Origin of the sequence: Alteromonas sp. LMIT006 (assembly GCF_024300645.1) — a bacterium.
Classification (GTDB): domain Bacteria; phylum Pseudomonadota; class Gammaproteobacteria; order Enterobacterales; family Alteromonadaceae; genus Opacimonas; species Opacimonas immobilis.
Genome location: NZ_CP101291.1, coordinates 568,619 through 584,406, shown reverse-complemented (window position 1 = coordinate 584,406; position 15,788 = coordinate 568,619). Strand labels below are relative to the sequence as shown.

General features: G+C 46.1%; 16 protein-coding genes. 8 read left to right on the top strand and 8 right to left on the bottom strand.

Going from position 1 to position 15,788, the window contains the following annotated elements:
• The first annotated feature begins 27 nt into the window (after positions 1–27).
• A protein-coding gene (locus NLG07_RS02710; protein WP_254856179.1) for an IS3 family transposase occupies positions 28–1,112 on the top strand; the annotation gives its coding sequence in 2 pieces (ribosomal slippage) (positions 28–280 and positions 280–1,112; 1,086 coding nt in all).
• A 220-nt stretch (positions 1,113–1,332) separates the two neighbouring features.
• On the opposite strand, the gene NLG07_RS02705 is transcribed toward NLG07_RS02710, so the two are convergent.
• Together NLG07_RS02705 and NLG07_RS02700 are read right to left on the bottom strand one after the other, a co-directional pair.
• Positions 1,333–2,556, bottom strand: a complete 1,224-nt coding sequence (locus NLG07_RS02705) for a site-specific integrase (RefSeq protein WP_254856178.1) — start codon at positions 2,554–2,556, stop codon at positions 1,333–1,335.
• Between the two features lie 194 nt (positions 2,557–2,750).
• Positions 2,751–3,611: a YicC/YloC family endoribonuclease gene (locus tag NLG07_RS02700; protein ID WP_254856177.1), complete on the bottom strand. Its 861-nt coding sequence runs from the start codon at positions 3,609–3,611 to the stop codon at positions 2,751–2,753.
• A gap of 138 nt (positions 3,612–3,749) precedes the next feature.
• Here NLG07_RS02700 and rph point away from each other — a divergent pair, with 138 nt between their 5' ends.
• From rph to tusA, 3 genes are read left to right on the top strand one after another with little or no spacing between them, the layout of a single operon-like run.
• Positions 3,750–4,466 carry a ribonuclease PH gene (rph, locus tag NLG07_RS02695; protein WP_254856176.1) on the top strand — a complete coding sequence of 239 codons (717 nt, stop codon included), beginning with the start codon at positions 3,750–3,752 and terminating at the stop codon, positions 4,464–4,466.
• A gap of 14 nt (positions 4,467–4,480) precedes the next feature.
• On the top strand, positions 4,481–5,125 hold the full coding sequence (gene pyrE / locus NLG07_RS02690) for an orotate phosphoribosyltransferase (protein WP_254856175.1): 645 nt from the start codon (positions 4,481–4,483) through the stop codon (positions 5,123–5,125).
• A 40-nt stretch (positions 5,126–5,165) separates the two neighbouring features.
• Positions 5,166–5,399, top strand: coding sequence for a sulfurtransferase TusA (tusA, locus tag NLG07_RS02685; protein ID WP_254856790.1), 234 nt, complete (start codon positions 5,166–5,168; stop codon positions 5,397–5,399).
• Here the strand turns inward: tusA and NLG07_RS02680 are convergent.
• The 4 genes from NLG07_RS02680 to NLG07_RS02665 all read right to left on the bottom strand — a co-directional run bounded on the left by NLG07_RS02680 (position 5,396) and on the right by NLG07_RS02665 (position 9,069).
• Positions 5,396–6,178 (bottom strand): class I SAM-dependent methyltransferase, encoded by a 783-nt coding sequence (locus tag NLG07_RS02680; RefSeq protein ID WP_254856174.1) that lies wholly within the window; start codon positions 6,176–6,178, stop codon positions 5,396–5,398. The genes tusA and NLG07_RS02680 overlap by 4 nt on opposite strands.
• Positions 6,179–6,206: 28 nt before the next feature.
• Positions 6,207–6,791 carry a YqaA family protein gene (locus tag NLG07_RS02675; protein WP_254856173.1) on the bottom strand — a complete coding sequence of 195 codons (585 nt, stop codon included), beginning with the start codon at positions 6,789–6,791 and terminating at the stop codon, positions 6,207–6,209.
• 6 nt (positions 6,792–6,797) lie between these two features.
• A complete protein-coding gene (locus NLG07_RS02670) occupies positions 6,798–8,084 on the bottom strand; it encodes an amidohydrolase family protein (RefSeq protein WP_254856172.1) in 1,287 nt (428 codons plus the stop codon).
• 85 nt (positions 8,085–8,169) lie between these two features.
• On the bottom strand, positions 8,170–9,069 hold the full coding sequence (locus tag NLG07_RS02665) for a DUF3014 domain-containing protein (RefSeq protein ID WP_254856171.1): 900 nt from the start codon (positions 9,067–9,069) through the stop codon (positions 8,170–8,172).
• Between the two features lie 181 nt (positions 9,070–9,250).
• Here NLG07_RS02665 and NLG07_RS02660 point away from each other — a divergent pair, with 181 nt between their 5' ends.
• Genes NLG07_RS02660 through NLG07_RS02650 form a run of 3 tightly spaced genes read left to right on the top strand, consistent with a single transcriptional unit; the run spans position 9,251 to position 11,500 of the window.
• On the top strand, positions 9,251–9,553 hold the full coding sequence (locus NLG07_RS02660) for a DUF6482 family protein (protein WP_254856170.1): 303 nt from the start codon (positions 9,251–9,253) through the stop codon (positions 9,551–9,553).
• Between the two features lie 19 nt (positions 9,554–9,572).
• Positions 9,573–10,058 carry a GNAT family N-acetyltransferase gene (locus NLG07_RS02655; protein WP_254856169.1) on the top strand — a complete coding sequence of 162 codons (486 nt, stop codon included), beginning with the start codon at positions 9,573–9,575 and terminating at the stop codon, positions 10,056–10,058.
• Entirely contained in the window at positions 10,055–11,500 is a 1,446-nt protein-coding gene (locus NLG07_RS02650; protein ID WP_254856168.1) for an NAD-dependent succinate-semialdehyde dehydrogenase, read from the top strand. Before NLG07_RS02655 ends, NLG07_RS02650 begins: the two co-directional genes overlap by 4 nt.
• On the opposite strand, the gene NLG07_RS02645 is transcribed toward NLG07_RS02650, so the two are convergent.
• Together NLG07_RS02645 and NLG07_RS02640 are read right to left on the bottom strand one after the other, a co-directional pair.
• Positions 11,497–12,054 carry a DUF6702 family protein gene (locus NLG07_RS02645; protein ID WP_254856167.1) on the bottom strand — a complete coding sequence of 186 codons (558 nt, stop codon included), beginning with the start codon at positions 12,052–12,054 and terminating at the stop codon, positions 11,497–11,499. The two genes, NLG07_RS02650 and NLG07_RS02645, sit on opposite strands and share 4 nt — an antisense overlap.
• Positions 12,051–14,492 (bottom strand): M1 family metallopeptidase, encoded by a 2,442-nt coding sequence (locus NLG07_RS02640; RefSeq protein WP_254856166.1) that lies wholly within the window; start codon positions 14,490–14,492, stop codon positions 12,051–12,053. The genes NLG07_RS02645 and NLG07_RS02640 overlap by 4 nt, the downstream gene beginning before the upstream one ends.
• 180 nt (positions 14,493–14,672) lie before the next feature.
• On the opposite strand from NLG07_RS02640, the gene proB reads away from it, so the two are divergent.
• Positions 14,673–15,788 carry a glutamate 5-kinase gene (gene proB, locus NLG07_RS02635; RefSeq protein WP_254856165.1) on the top strand — a complete coding sequence of 372 codons (1,116 nt, stop codon included), beginning with the start codon at positions 14,673–14,675 and terminating at the stop codon, positions 15,786–15,788.

Here is a 15,788-nt window from a genome sequence, read left to right as displayed (position 1 = left end):
AATAAAATAAAATGAAGGAGTTTTCTAATGCGTAAATCAAAATATAGTGATAGCCAAATAATGGCAATGATCAAACAAAACGAAGCCGGAGTGTCGGTGCCTGATTTGTGTCGAGAGCATGGCATGAGTAGCGCTCAGTTTTATAAATGGCGTGCAAAGTTTGGCGGTATGGACGCTTCGATGCTGAAGCGACTTAAAGAACTTGAGGACGAGAACAAGCGTCTTAAAAAGATGTATGCTGAAGAGTGTATTAAGGCAGACATTCGACAGGAGATCATTGAGGGAAAGCTGTAACGCCATTCTTGCGACGCGAGATGGCGAAAAAACTCGTATCCGACAGACAGTTTAGTATTCGTTTGGCCTGTGCCTGCGTCAACATCAGTGAAAGTGGCTACCGCTATGTGCCTTTGCTATCAAGCGAAAATGCATTGGTTGCAGACTGGCTATTGCGATTGACCGAAGCCAACAAGCAGTGGGGTTTCGGTTTGTGCTTTTTGTATTTGCGCAACGTCAAAGGATTTAGTTGGAATCACAAACGTGTTTATCGTATTTACCGAGAGCTTGAACTTAACTTACGGATAAAGCCGCGAAAACGCATTAAACGAGATAGACCAGATGCCTTAAGTGTGCCGCTGGCGAAAAATCAAGTGTGGTCAATGGATTTTATGTCAGATACCTTGGCTGATGGCCGCAGCTTAAGAACGTTTAATGTCATTGATGACTACAATCGTGAAGGCTTAGCGATTGATGTGGACTTATCTATGCCAAGCGCACGAGTTATTCGTTCGCTAGAGCAAGTAATTGAATGGCGAGGCAAACCAAGTGCCATTAGATGCGATAACGGCCCCGAATACATCTCGAATGAACTCGTAATTTGGGCGAATAACCGCCACATAACGTTACTTTACATCCAACCTGGCAAACCGACTCAGAATGCTTATGTCGAGCGTTTTAATCGAACCGTAAGACACGAATGGCTGAACATGCATATGTTTGAAAGTGTTGCTCAAGCACAAGAGTTGGCAACGAAGTGGTTATGGTTATATAATAATGAACGACCCAATACCGCCAACTGCTGTGCTAAAGGCAGCTTAATGAATTTCTACGAATGATTGCTGTTTAAAATGGGGGGATTACATAAGAATACATTGCCTTATCTAAGAAGTTTTCTTAGATAAACCTTATTTAGATAGAATACGTTGACAACGCACGAGGATGGGCAAAGCCGTTCACATAAAACGTCGTATTGCACTCCTTCTAGGTATTACCAACCTAACATATTGGTTAATGCACAATGATCGTAATCGACCTTTAAAAAGAGAGCTGTTTTAATTAGATAGTTAAGTTGTTAACATTTTCTGAAAGTAGACAAAGCGCTTCTCTTCTTTCCTCCAAGTAATCATGCTGATTATACACAGCTTCTACACCCTTGAGCTTGTGATTCAAGCATCTTTCAGCTACATGGCTAGAGGTACCTAGTTTTGCTAACAGTGTTCGACATGTTCTTCGTAAATCATGCACTGTGAAATACTCCATATCGCCCATCAGGTTCTTCGAATGCATAGATTGACGTATTTCCCTACCAAACATCTTAGATATCGCTCTGTTCAGCGTATCTGAACCCATATGAGGCGATTTACTACTTCTACGATTTGGAAATACGTACTCCGAACCACATGCACGTACTTCTAGCTCTTTTAGCCAGCTAATGACTTGTCGCGCCAATGGAATATCAATCCCTACATTAGTTTTACTTCTTGCGGCAGGTAAGTTCCATACAGCAGCATCTAGGTCAAACTCATCCCACTTTGCCTCACAGAGCTCGGACTTTCTGACGCCCAAACAAACTAGAAGCAAAACAGCTAGGTAATTATCCTGACCAAACTGTTTAATATGCTTTTTTGCGGTCTGTAGGAATACACCTAGTTCTTCTTCAGTTAAGGCGCGTTCCCTAGCTTGCTCGATACCACCTGCGTCTTTTTGCGAAAATGCGAGTGCAGGGTTATATTGGAGTAAGTCTAGTTTTACTGCATGGTTAAACAGCTGTTTGCAGTAACCTAGAGCATCGTTAGCGATAGTTGCTCGTCCGCTCTTACTAATGTTGCTCAACACTGTTCGGATGTCTCTAGCAGATAGCTGATCTAACTTTATTTCACCTAAAACCGGAGCGATGTCTTTTTTGTAAACGCGTTCAGGAATTTGACTGTTTTTGATTCTTTGGCTCACGCTTACAAACCAGTCCTCAAACAAATCATTAACCGTGACAATGGATTCTTGTTCAGCACGTTTCTTTTCGAGCAATGGGTCTTTACCATCTCTGGCTTGTTTCATTTTAGTGCTGGCTTCATACCTAGCGTCTTGCAGACTGAGGTCATTTAACTTACCCAAAGTCATTTCTTTACGCTTTTTATTATATGTGTACCTTAGCATCCAATAAGGCGAACCGGACTTTGGAACGACAAGGTATAGCCCTCCACCATCGGCATGTTTACCAACATCATTCTTGCTAACTTTTGACTGAATTGTTTTGACAGTGAGCTTACCTGCGGTACTCATAATGCTTCACGACTAGTTGTAGATAGGAAGATAATACCCACCACTTTCAGGTAAGTAAATGCATTTTTACCCACCAATTTGCCCACCGATTATTTCTGGATTTTGCTGGATTAATGAAGACTTCCTTGGACTGAAACATAAAAAAGCCCTTTATAAAAAAGGGCTTTATGGATGTCTATGAATTACTCAGGATATTATTCGATATTCTGGATCTGCTCGCGCATCTGCTCAATCAAAACCTTCAGCTCCACCGCTGCTTGCGTAATCTCCGCACTGATCGACTTCGACCCTAACGTATTCGATTCGCGATTAAATTCCTGCATCATAAAGTCCAAACGACGCCCAACGGCTCCGCCTTTTTTCAGAATCTTACGGGTTTCACCGACATGAGATACCAAACGGTCGAGCTCTTCGGCCACATCGACTTTTTGTGCCAACAATACCAGTTCCTGCTCAACACGGGCTGAATCCAGCTCAATCTTGGCTTCTTCAAAGCGCGAGCGAATCTTGTCCTGTTGCCATGCCAACACCTCAGGCATACGCTCAGTGACTAAAGCCACTTGGCCTTCAATGCCCACTAAGCGCTGTTCAATCATCTCGCTCAAGTTCACCCCTTCATCGGCACGGGATGAGATGAAGTCCGCAAGCGTCAAATCAAACTCAGCCAACAGCTGCGCATTAATGGCATCCATATCCGCTTCGGCAGATGCCACTACACCTGGCCACTGCAACACTTCCAAACGGCTCAACGACTCAGGCCCCTCAATCGGCAAACTCTCAGCCGCAGCAATTACCGCAGCCGCCAACTCTTGATTGACATTTAATGTGCTAGACGCGCCAGGGGCTGGCATGAAGCGCAACGTACATTCGACTTTGCCACGCTGGAGTGATTTGCGGAAACGCTCGCGCAATACTGGCTCTAGTCCCCGAAACTGCTCGACCAAGCGAAACGACGTTTCGAGATAACGTTGATTTACTGAACGAATTTCCCACACGGCAGAGCCCCAATCGGCTTTGAGTTCTCGGCGGGCAAAGGCAGTCATACTGTAAATCACGGGCGTTTCCTATCAAAAATATTAAAACGCGCTTAGTGTACACTATTTTAAGCCATATGGTTAATGACGCTGTCACACATGTTGGGCTATAATATGTGCGTTTATTTTACCTGCTTGTTTATCTGCTAAGGATTTTTTATGCGCGCTGATGGCCGTACTGCCAACCAGATCCGTCCTGTGACGATCACCCGTCAATTTACCTGTCATGCTGAAGGCTCTGTCTTAATTGAATTTGGCAACACCAAGGTCATCTGCACCGCGACTGTAGAAGAGGGTGTACCGCGCTTTATGAAAGGCAAAGGTGAAGGCTGGATTACGGCTGAGTATTCAATGCTACCACGCTCAACGCACACTCGCTCTCAGCGCGAAGCCGCACGTGGTAAGCAAGGCGGTCGTACCTTAGAAATTCAGCGCTTGATTGCACGCTCACTACGAGCTGCTGTCGATCTGAAACTCCTTGGCGAAAATACCATTACTCTGGATTGCGATGTCATTCAAGCCGATGGTGGCACGCGCACGGCCTCTATCTCAGGTGCCTGTGTGGCACTGGTTGATGCCATCAATCACATGCGCGCCAAAAATATCATCTCAACGAATCCACTCAAGCACATGATTGCGGCAGTATCCGTGGGCGTTGTCAACGGCGAAGCGGTGGCTGATCTTGAATACACCGAAGACTCAGTAGCCGAAACTGACATGAATGTTGTCATGACCGAATCGGGTAAATTGATTGAAGTACAGGGCACAGCTGAGGGCGAACCGTTTAGCTTTGATGAGCTCAATGAGATGTTGGGCTTGGCCAAAGACGGTTTATATGAAATTTTTAACGCACAAAAATCTGCATTAAATCAATAAGGAGCGCCTGAACCATGCAAGATTATCAACGTGACTTCATTGAATTTGCCATTAAGCGCAATGTGTTACGATTTGGAGAATTTACGCTCAAATCTGGACGAGTCAGTCCGTATTTTTTTAATGCTGGCTTATTCAATACCGGTAAAGATTTAGCCACTTTAGGTCAGTGTTATGCTGCGGCTTTAGTGAACGCCAAGATCGACTTTGATGTGTTATTTGGTCCGGCTTACAAAGGGATTCCGATTGCTACAACCACGGCCGTGGCCTTATCCACACAGCACAATATCGATACTCCCTATTGTTTTAACCGCAAAGAAGCCAAAACCCATGGTGAAGGTGGCAACTTAGTAGGCGCAGATTTGCAAGGGCGCATTATGTTAGTGGATGATGTGATCACCGCAGGGACTGCCATCCGAGAATCTATGGAGCTTATTGCGCAACAACAAGCGACATTAGCGGGTGTATTGATTGCCCTTGATCGACAAGAAAAAGGCCAAGGTGAGCTCAGTGCAATCCAAGAAGTTGAGCGTGATTTTGACACTCAAGTGGTCAGCATTGTGACGATGACGCACGTAATGGAATATTTGGCGGAAAAAGGCGATGAAGCCGAGCACTTGCAAGCCATGCGCGCCTATCGCAAACAGTACGGCATTGCCTAACCGCATGACCGAACAGCCTGAAAACCATCAACCCGTTCTAATGCAGGCCGACCAGACGCTTGATGCGTTAGGTCTGCGCTGTCCTGAACCCGTAATGATGATCCGCAAAACCATTCGGCACATGGCGGATGGACAAACGCTTATGATCATCGCCGATGATCCGGCAACAACCCGTGATATTCCGAGTTTTTGCCGATTTATGGATCACCAATTACTAAAAAGCGATACCACTCAAGAGCCGTATCGCTATGTGATCAAAAAAGGTCTTGATTAAGGTTTTTTGAACTTCAACGTCCAACGGTCTGTGTTTCCAGTCACCGAGCGTGCGCCCACTTCGTATTCTAATTCGTCATCCTCGCGATAATGTAGGTCTGAATAGCCAACAAACTCAAATCCCGCAGCCTGTATTTCTAAAATAGCTTTGACTGGGTCGAAACGACGGCGGTTTGAATCATTGAAGGGTTCCATGTGTCGAGCGGTGTGATCAACCACCCCATAAATACCGCCTGATTTAAGCGCTTTAAACGCCGCATCGTTCATGGCCTTGCGACCCTCTTCGCCGAAGTTGTGGTAGTTGCGGAAGGTCAGCACCATGTCGGCATCGGTCACACCGTAGTCGCTCATTTCTAGCGAATACAACTTTGCGCCTTCCTCACGCCAGATTTTGGCATCTTTGGCGACCACATTGATCTTGTCAAAAGGCGCTTCACCTATGAGGTTTTTCTCAACTCGGCTAGTGCCCAATGCGACATAATACTCGCCTTTTTCATGCAGTACGGGTGCCAAAATCCGGGTATACCAACCGCCACCAGGCATCAGCTCAACCACCTTCATGTCGGGCTCAAGCCCAAAAAACGCCAAAGTTTCTGCTGGCTTGCGATTGCGGTCGCGATCTGCATCACGCTCTGGCCGTCCATCGGCATTTTGCGCTTGTTTGACTAAGCTTTTTAAATCCGAACCGCCATGGTCACCGTGATTGTGTGCTAACCCGCTAAAGCTGGAAACTGCAAGCCCCATTAAGCCTGCTATTAACAAGTTTTTTGTTACCTTCATTCTGTCGTCCTTTTGTTATTATCTATATCTAATTGAATAAATACGTGCGCCCTATCCAGATGATCACGATGCATCCGGATAAGATCGTCACTGCTTTCCACTTATATTCACGCAACATCGCTTCGGCACGATCACCAAAGCGCAAAACCAACCAAGCAATCCCAAAATATCGCAATACTCGAGAAATCGCGATCGCTACAAGATACCAGCCTAATGGATAACCGGATGCTCCGGCTGCAATCATCGCAAGTTGCAATGGGATCGGTGCAATACCGGCAAGAACGATAAACCAAAAGCCTTCTGTGTTCATGCGCCACATGATGTCATCAAACGTGGCTTGATCGCCAAATAAACTGATTATCTGCGATTCAAACAAGTTAAACACCCAAAGACCAATCGCATAGCCTAATAAAGCTCCTACAATACAACCTAAGGTTGCAACGGTGGCAATGTGCCAAATTTTATCACGGCGTAATTGCGACACTGGGATCAGAACGGTCTCAATGGGGATAGGTACGACAGTGGATTCGGCAAATGATGCTGCGCCAATCCCCGCCAACATGTGCTCTGACTCGACCCAGTGTTTGACCTTGCGTTTAAGCGTTCTGATCATCCGTGATCACTGTAAACTGTGCTTGTAGACTTGACCATCTTTCATCACAAACGCCACGTTTTCTAAGACGGTGATGTCCTCTAGAGGATTGCCTTGTACCGCGATCATATCAGCCAGTTTGCCTTCGCTGATTGAGCCCAGTTCCTCTTCAATGTTGAGAAGGTCAGCGGTATGCATGGTTGCACTCAAAATCGCATCATGCGCTGGCATGCCCGCTTCCACCATAAGTGCAAATTCTTGTGCATTGGTACCATGTGGACTAACCCCCGAATCGGTACCAAACGCAATCTTAACGCCATAAGCATACGCCTTACCGAACGTGTTTTGAATCAGTGGGCCAATCGCTGCAGCTTTAGGACGAACCACTTCAGGGAAGAAGCCTTTGATCTTGGCTTTTTGCGCCACAAAGTTACCCGCAATGACTGTCGGCACATAAAACGTACCAGCTTCGACCATTGCTTGCATGATTTCTTCATCCATATAAGTACCGTGCTCAATCGAATCAACTCCTGCTTTAATCGCGCGCAACATACCTTCTTTGCCATGCGCATGCACCGCGACCGTCATGCCGTAATCTTTGGCTGTTGTAACGATCGCATTGAGTTCGTCTTGCATAAACTGTGGGTTTTGACCGTTTTTTGCAAGGGATAATACGCCCCCTGTTGCGGTGATTTTAATGAGGTCTGCACCGTCTTTATAGCGTTGACGCACTGCTTTTCGAGCATCTGCCACGCCATTGACCACGCCTTCTTTTGGGCCTGGATCACCCATAATGTGGTCTGTTGTGCCGTTAGTGGGATCCGCATGCCCTCCCGTGGTCGCGATGGATTTGCCAGTTGTAAAAATACGAGGACCCACAGCCATGTCACGGGCAATGGCTTTGCGCAACGCTACGGTTTCATTGTAGCTATCTCCCAAATTACGAACCGTGGTAAAACCGGCCATAAGCGTTTTTTCAGCAAAATGAGCGGCGCGCAGGGCATAGTCGGCACCATTTAATTGGAAGCGTTGCATGTACGTGCTGGGGCCTTCATGTTGATAAGAGAGATGCGTGTGCATGTCCATTAAGCCGGGCAGGACAGTATGTTGAGATAAATCAATGACCCTATCACCGTCATTCGCCTCAACAAACCCTTCACGTATGGCATGAATCTTGTTTTCGCGCACAATGATCGAATGATTTTGTAGGATTTGCTTCTCTTCGGCAGTAATAATGGTGCCAGCATGTATGATTGTATCAGCATTGCTCAACGCACTTATACATGCGAGAAGTGAAAGGGCTAAGAAACGCATAACGATTTTCCTTTTTGTTAATTTTATATCGTATCTGCCCAATCTACGAAAAAAAAACGACAAAATCCATCTTTATCTCATGCGCTTAATTTTGTAGTGCACTGCGTAAATCGCGTAATTTGCGCATGACCAAACGCATATTTTCAGGCCCCATGCGCAAGAACTGTTTTTGCGCAGGACTCAATGCCTCAAGCTGGGGATTTGCGAATTGATACATGGCACGGTCAGTTTGAACTGCAATCGGTAAGCTTACAACAGGGGTATCTAGTAGCTGATTGATGGCTTCAATGAGTGTGTCATTGAACGAACTACCAGGTGTCGATATTTCCTCAAATTGAGCGTTGAGTTGTTCGGAATATTTGGCGTATAGCGCTAAGATATCTTCCGTTTCCATTTGTGCAAAGGCTTCAGCATAAGGACGATAGCGCTCAAAACTAACCGGATTAATGTAGAGCATGTTGGCTTGTTTGTAGACACTGAATTCGGCCTTGGGCGCACTCAACAAATAGTTGTTAGCGGGGAGATCACCTTGGGCTGTATTGACAACACTGGCAACTACTCGACTCAAAATCCCCTCGTTCACGACTAAGGTGGTGAGCATGGGTACCTTGCTAAGCGCTAAGATGGTTTCTTTGACCGCCTGATCCGAAATATCCAAAGGTTCGGGGGCGACCACCACTTCCTCAGGCTCGATGAACTCCGATGTGACCTCAGCTAACTCTTCGACATTAACTTCGGGCAGTGGCGCAACCTCCACAAACTCTTCCGCAACAAATTCTGGCGCGGCGTCTACTACCTTCTCTGCTTCAGGGATGGCTGGTGCCATATCATCGACTTTTTTTACAGGTACTGGTACCGACACTGGAGCGGGCTCTACTTCCTCTGAGCTAGGCCAGAACACAAAGACTAAAATCAACACGAGCAACAGTGCGATGGCAATCTGAATGGATGGGAACGGTTTACCTTGTTGATTCGTCTCTGTCACGTCAAACAATCCTTAATACGGTTGAAAGTTTATTTTGTTAGTCATCTAAATCTTACATTGAGTTCCGCAAAAGCGGAATAAGCATTATGACTTTTGTGAATTATTCAGGAAGCTTTCACTTTCGGGATCTTTTCAGCACCTAAAAGGGTATACATAGTATGTGACGAGAACAGCGAAGCTTATGAAGTTTTATCTTGCAGAATTTACCCCAAAAAAACACATTGAACGTCTTGAAGTCCAGTCTTTTGAGATGAATGTATACCTTGTCAAAGTGACCATCGCTGGAGAGACTGGATTTGTGTATGATGCAAAAGACAACATTGCACGCTTTCACAGCACCCAGCACATCCGTGAATTTTTTCATCAATGCATTGTCGATGATGCGTGTATGGTGCATGATTCACCTTATGATGAAATGATTGGTAATCCCCCAAAAACGCAGCAGCCTCTGGCGATGCCGTTTTCCTTGGAGCAACCATATTAACTAAAACATAGGAAAGACTTTGCAAGCGTTGATAACTTGGCTCGCATTGAGCGATATCCGACCCAATGAGCGCAAACCTTACATACAAGCCTTCAGTGACATCAACAGCGCTTGGATCAATGAGTATTTTGTATTGGAAGACAAAGACCAAAAGACCTTGGGCGACCCTGAGACTTACGTCTTAAAACGTGGCGGCGAGGTGTTATTTGGTTGTATCAATAATGACGTCGCAGTCACCTGTTGTGTACTAAAAATAAATAATGACTTGTACGAGTTATCCAAAATGGGTGTCGCTGAAGCTTACAAAGGTCAAGGACTCGCATCACTTTTGGTCCCACAAGCCATTGTGACAGCCACCCGCATGGGAGCCAAGACGTTATTTTTAGAATCCAATAGACGTTTAACCAACGCATTGGCTATTTATGAACGACATGGTTTTAGGGAAGTCCCCATGCAAGATACGCCGTATGCACGTGCCGATATTCGAATGGAGATCATCCTATGAATATCACGCCTTATACCTTACGAGGTTCCGCTTCGTTTGTTGGTAATGACTACGTTACGACACACCACTCGTTAATACCCGAACAACATTTTACCGTTTTTAACCCTGTTACGCATGAAATCATCGTGCATCTTCACAGTGCGTCGGCAAGTGATATTGAAACGGCATTACGGTTAGCCAGTCAAGCTATAAGTAAGTACCCGCTACCGCTTACTGATAGGCAATCCCTGTTAGTGAAGACAGCTAACTTGATCGAAGAACAGATTGAATCACTGTCACAGTTACTCAGTAACGAATCCGGTAAAACCATCAGCGATGCCAAAGCTGAAGTTCATTATGGCATAAGCTATCTGCGTTATTATTCACGTGCGTCCAATGTGCTCGCCGAACCGGAACAACACGATGGTTTTGTGGTAGAACAACGTCCCGTAGGGGTCGTGGGTGCGATCACACCGTGGAACTTTCCCAATGCGATGATTTTGCGCAAAGCCTCTGCAGCCCTTGCGGCTGGTTGTCCATTTATCGTGAAGCCATCCGAATTAACGCCATTGTCTGCGCTGGCGATTGCTGAGTTGATGGCGCAAGCTGGTTGGCCACAAGGTTGGTTTGCTGTGCTTGTCAGTGACCATGCTAAGGAGGTGGGACATATTCTTACCTCTGATCCGAGAATTGCCAAATTTACTTTTACCGGTTCTACGGCGGTGGGCAAACAGCTCAATGTACAATGTGCCCAACATCTCAAACGGGTGTCGATGGAGCTCGGTGGTAATGCGCCATTTATGGTTTTGAGTGATGCTGATATCGATTTAGCAGTGAGCGAGTTGCTTAAAAACAAATTGCGCAATGCCGGTCAAGTCTGTGTGGCGGCTAACCGGATATACGTGGCAGAAGCAATCTATCAGGATTTTGCAGACAAATTGAGTCATGCGCTAAGCAAGCTCAAATCAGGTGAACCTCACGATCCACAAACACAAGTTGGCAGCCTGATCCACTCCAAAGCGGCGAGCAAAATCGCAGCCATAGTCGAACATGCTCAAGCACAAGGGGCAATAAGACTCACCGGGAAAGAATATCGAGCGGGCAGTGCTTATTATGATCATACGGTCCTGACCAATGTCAAACACGATGACGATATTTGCCAGCAGGAAATTTTTGGGCCAGTATATCCACTTATTAGTGTGGCATCAGACGATATAGAGGATTGGCTAAAATTAGCCAATGATACGACCGCGGGATTGGTAGCCTACGCTTTTTCGCAAAATTCAGATTCTATCAAGCGTTTGAGCAGCGGTTTGCGTTATGGCATGTTGGGTCTTAATACTGGAGTCATTTCCAATGCAGCTGCACCGTTTGGTGGGATCAAGCAGTCCGGGTTTGGTCGCGAGGGCGGCACGCAGGGATTATATGACTACACGGCCGCGCATTACATTAAACGCGTCTAGGGTCGTTTGAGTTGAATATTCAATAAAGTGCGTTTGTCGCTAAATTGCAATGAGCGCACTGATTTGGTTTGCTGATCAAATTTACCGACCGTCTCTAAACCCTCGAGGTTGACCAAATTACTTTGTTTCGGCCACACATCAACCAGCACTTCATGCCGAATATCCAATTCAGTCAAATCATTTGGCATCGGCGCTTCTTGATATACGTAGAAAAATCGACCATCCACTTCGTAACCAACCAAAACCAAAGGCAGGGGTTTTGTATCGGTATACATGCCGAAGCGCTCGGTCACATACTGAGCAAACTGACGTTGTGTGTCACGTTGCTTTAATATATCTGCATCGCTATTAAACAGTGTTTTGACCGCGTGTTCGGCATCGTGCATATATAAGCGATGTACTACTTCAAGATGGTTGCTCCGGAGGTTGTGGGACACTGTGGTCACGCCGGCTTTTTGCTGATGCGCATGCACTGGCATCATGGCAAGCCACAAGATACTGACGCAAACACACGTCAGTATCCGCCAAGAGATAGCAAAAGAGTTGAGTCTCATTCAGGTTGTTCCGTTTCTGGCTCATCGGTTTTGAGCTCAGTGGTAATATCGTGCATGATGTCACGATACACTTTGCCACTGCGTTTTTTGCTCTTATATGCTTCAATGCGCGACGGGATAATTTGGCGTGGGTAGTGATTGTTGTGCACATTCACATCGGCCGTTTCCCAGCGCGGGTCAACCGTGGCGGATACAACGGTTTTGTCAGTGATGATCAGCTTGCTGACCGCTTTGGGACTGCGTCGCCAAATCTCAGCGGGAATACGGACTTGCTCAGTACTACCGTCGGCGTACGTTAACTCCAATATGATTGGCATAACCAAACCACCAAGATTAGAAAACGCAAACACATAATAATGTTTATCCTCTTCCAACGCACGAGCCAGCGCGACTCGTTCCCAGTCTTTAAGCCCATCTAAAAATTCACGATATGCATTGCGCTCTTTATTGGTCACAGTGAAACGGTCGTTATCATCGTAAAAATCACGAATATCTTTGAAGCGTTCGACCCATAATGTGCGACCTTCTGCACGATTGCGCTCGTCGGTCAGTGACAACGGCTTATCTGCTTCAGCTTGACGCTCTCGAGCAAAGTCAATGTCTGGGTCAAGCGTGTCTAAACGCAGTTGATAAACGCTATCTAGACTGATATCTACGTGGTCAGTGGTATAAAACCAACCATACCAAAACCAATCTAGATCCACGCCGGACGCTTCTTCCATCGTCCGGAAAAAATCCGAAGGTGTTGGGCGCTTAAACTTCCAGCGCTGGGCAAATTCTTTGAACGCAAAATCAAATAATTCGCGGCCCATAATGGTCTCGCGTAAGATATTTAACGCTGCAGCAGGCTTGGTATAAGCATTGGGGCCAAGGCGTAAGACCGAATCAGATTGTGTCATGATCGGCACCTGAACCTCCGACTTCATATAATCGACAATATCACGAGGTTCAACTCCCCAAGGAATATTCGGGTCCCACTCACGTCCGGCAACGCCATCCAAAAAGCTATTTAGACCTTCGTCCATCCAAGTCCATTGACGTTCATCTGAATTTACGATCATGGGAAAGTAAATATGCCCAATTTCGTGGATCACCACGCCAATCAAAAAGCGCTTTTCTGCTTGAGAGTAAGTGCGAGTACCATCGTCCTGCAAGGTCGTACGAGGACCGTTAAAGGTGATCATTGGATACTCCATACCTCCCACTGGGCCATTCACTGATTGCGCAGTCGGGTATGGGTAAGCAAAAGAAAAACGCTCATACACAGCCATGGTGTGAATGATCGATTCGGTGGAGTATTTTTGCCATAACTCCCCCCCTTCTTTAGGATAAAACGACATCGCCATAACCAATGGCATGTCCGGATCATTTTGACGATAGCCTCTGGCATCCCAAGCAAATTTACGTGAGGATGCCCAGGCAAAATCTCTCACATTGTCGGCTTTAAAACGCCAGGTTTTTTGTTTAGTGGTAGCGGTTTTTTCTGCTTCCATTGCTTCTTCAGGTGTGACCACAAAGACGATGCGTTCAGCCGTTTCGGCTTGCTTCAGGCGACGTTGTTGTTCATCAGTCAAGACATCGTCAGGGTTTTGTAAAACCCCGGTTGCTGACACTATGTGATCAGCAGGAACCGTTAACGACACATCGTAGTCGCCAAACTCTAGGGTAAATTCACCTCGACCGATGAATTCTTTGTTGGTCCATGCTTCATAATCGGTATAAGCCACCATACGAGGGAACCACTGTGCAAGGAGGAAAATATCATTTCCGCCCTCACGAGGATCATCTGGAAAGTGCTCATAACCAGAACGAGCAGAAACGGCATCTTCTTCCACTATATTAAAAGCAAAATCGAGGCTAAAGCGTATTTTTTCGCCAGATTTTAGGGGCTGGGGTAAATCCACGCGCATCAAAGTGCCGACAATGGTGTACCGCAGCGGATTACCGAAACCATCCACGACGCGAGAAATATCATAACCCACTTCGACATCAGCCAAAAACTGCTCACGACGCAACATGTCCAAAGATATTTTGGCAGGTGCTGAATCGGTGGCGGCTTGCGTAGCAGGACCTCGGGTGCCAATCCCCCCAAAGGTTGTGGTCAGGTTGGCCATTGAGTCGGGTTTAAAGCGATTTTGATCCAGTTGCACCCACAAATACTTCAATGTATCTGGAGAGTTGTTGTGATAGACAATATCTTGAGTCGCTTCGATGCGACGCTTGTCTTCGAGCAAACGAGCAGCGATGGCATAGTCGACCTGTTGTTGCCAATATTCATGCCCCGGCTCACCTGCAGCATTACGATAGACATTAGGAGTGGGTAAAATCTCATCAAGTTGACGGAATTTGTCTTCAAAATCCCCTTTGGTTTGTTTGACTACGGTTGCGTGCGCGACTACCGAACAGCACAGTAATACGCTCAAAATCAGTCTTTGCATAGTTATTTCTCTTAAAAATAGTGGAAATATTTTAACGAAATTCTTGCTCTCTCACAAACCTCGTCATTTTCTGTTCAATTCAGGTGGTTCGTTACCTAGTAAATAAGGCGCATAAGTGTTGGTTTGCTAGGCAAAATACAGTATTCTGTATACACAGCAAAACATGTTTTTTCATCATTTATGCAAGCATTTTCATGGCAACGTGCAGTGGTCAAAGTCGGCAGTTCGTTAATTGCTCCAGATGGGCCCGAGCATGGTTGTTCAGCACAGTATTTATTAGCCATAGCCGGGTTTATTTCTAACGCTCGGGCACAAGGCAAAGAAGTCATCATTGTTTCCTCTGGCAGTGTCGCGGCCGGCCGTGCCAGTATTCCGGTGAATCACACCCCGAGTATTGCAGAAAAGCAAGCCATGGCCGCCATCGGTCAAACCCAAATGATGAGTAATTGGGCGCGTTTTTTTGATGCTCCTTGTGCACAAATTTTGCTGACGATGGACGATTTGTATGATCGTGAGCGGTACGTCAATATTCAAAATACCTTACGGGAGTTGCTTAAGCACGGTGCAATTCCCATTGTCAACGAGAATGACTCGGTGGCGATCAATGAGCTTAAAGTCGGCGACAATGACAACCTAGCCGCCTACACAGCCTTGGTTGCGGGCGCGGATACTTGTATTATTTGCACAGATATCGATGGCTTATACACCGCCAATCCTCGAACTGATGCAAATGCTCGATTACTCACTGTGATTCCAGAGATTACCCCGCAGATTGAAAAAATGGCTTCTGGCGCTGGCACAAGTGTTGGGACAGGGGGGATGCAAACCAAGTTACAGGCGGCGAAGCGATGTGCGCAAGCGGGTATTCAAACTCTTATCGTCAACGGCCGTAAAAGTGAAGTCTTTACAGCACTGGCTGAAAATAATAATCCAGGCACCTTATTTATCCCTCAAGCAAGTTTGCAAAATGCGCGAAGCCATTGGCTTAAGCATACTTTGCGTAGCAAAGGCGAATTGCATATTGATAAAGGTGCTGCTTCGGCATTGCTAGAACGAGGTGCGTCATTACTGCCTATTGGGGTGACGAAAGTACAAGGTGCTTTTGTCGCTGGTGATGCAGTCACGGTTTATTATAATAGAGTCCCGGTTGCCAAAGGGCTGAGTCAGTATGCGCATACCGAAATGAGTCTTTGTTTAGGACTCAATAGCGAGCAAGCCAAAGAAAAACTAGGCTATCGAATTAGCGAAGAGGTCATCCATCGTGATAACCTAGTAAGATTAGATAAGGAAGGGTAA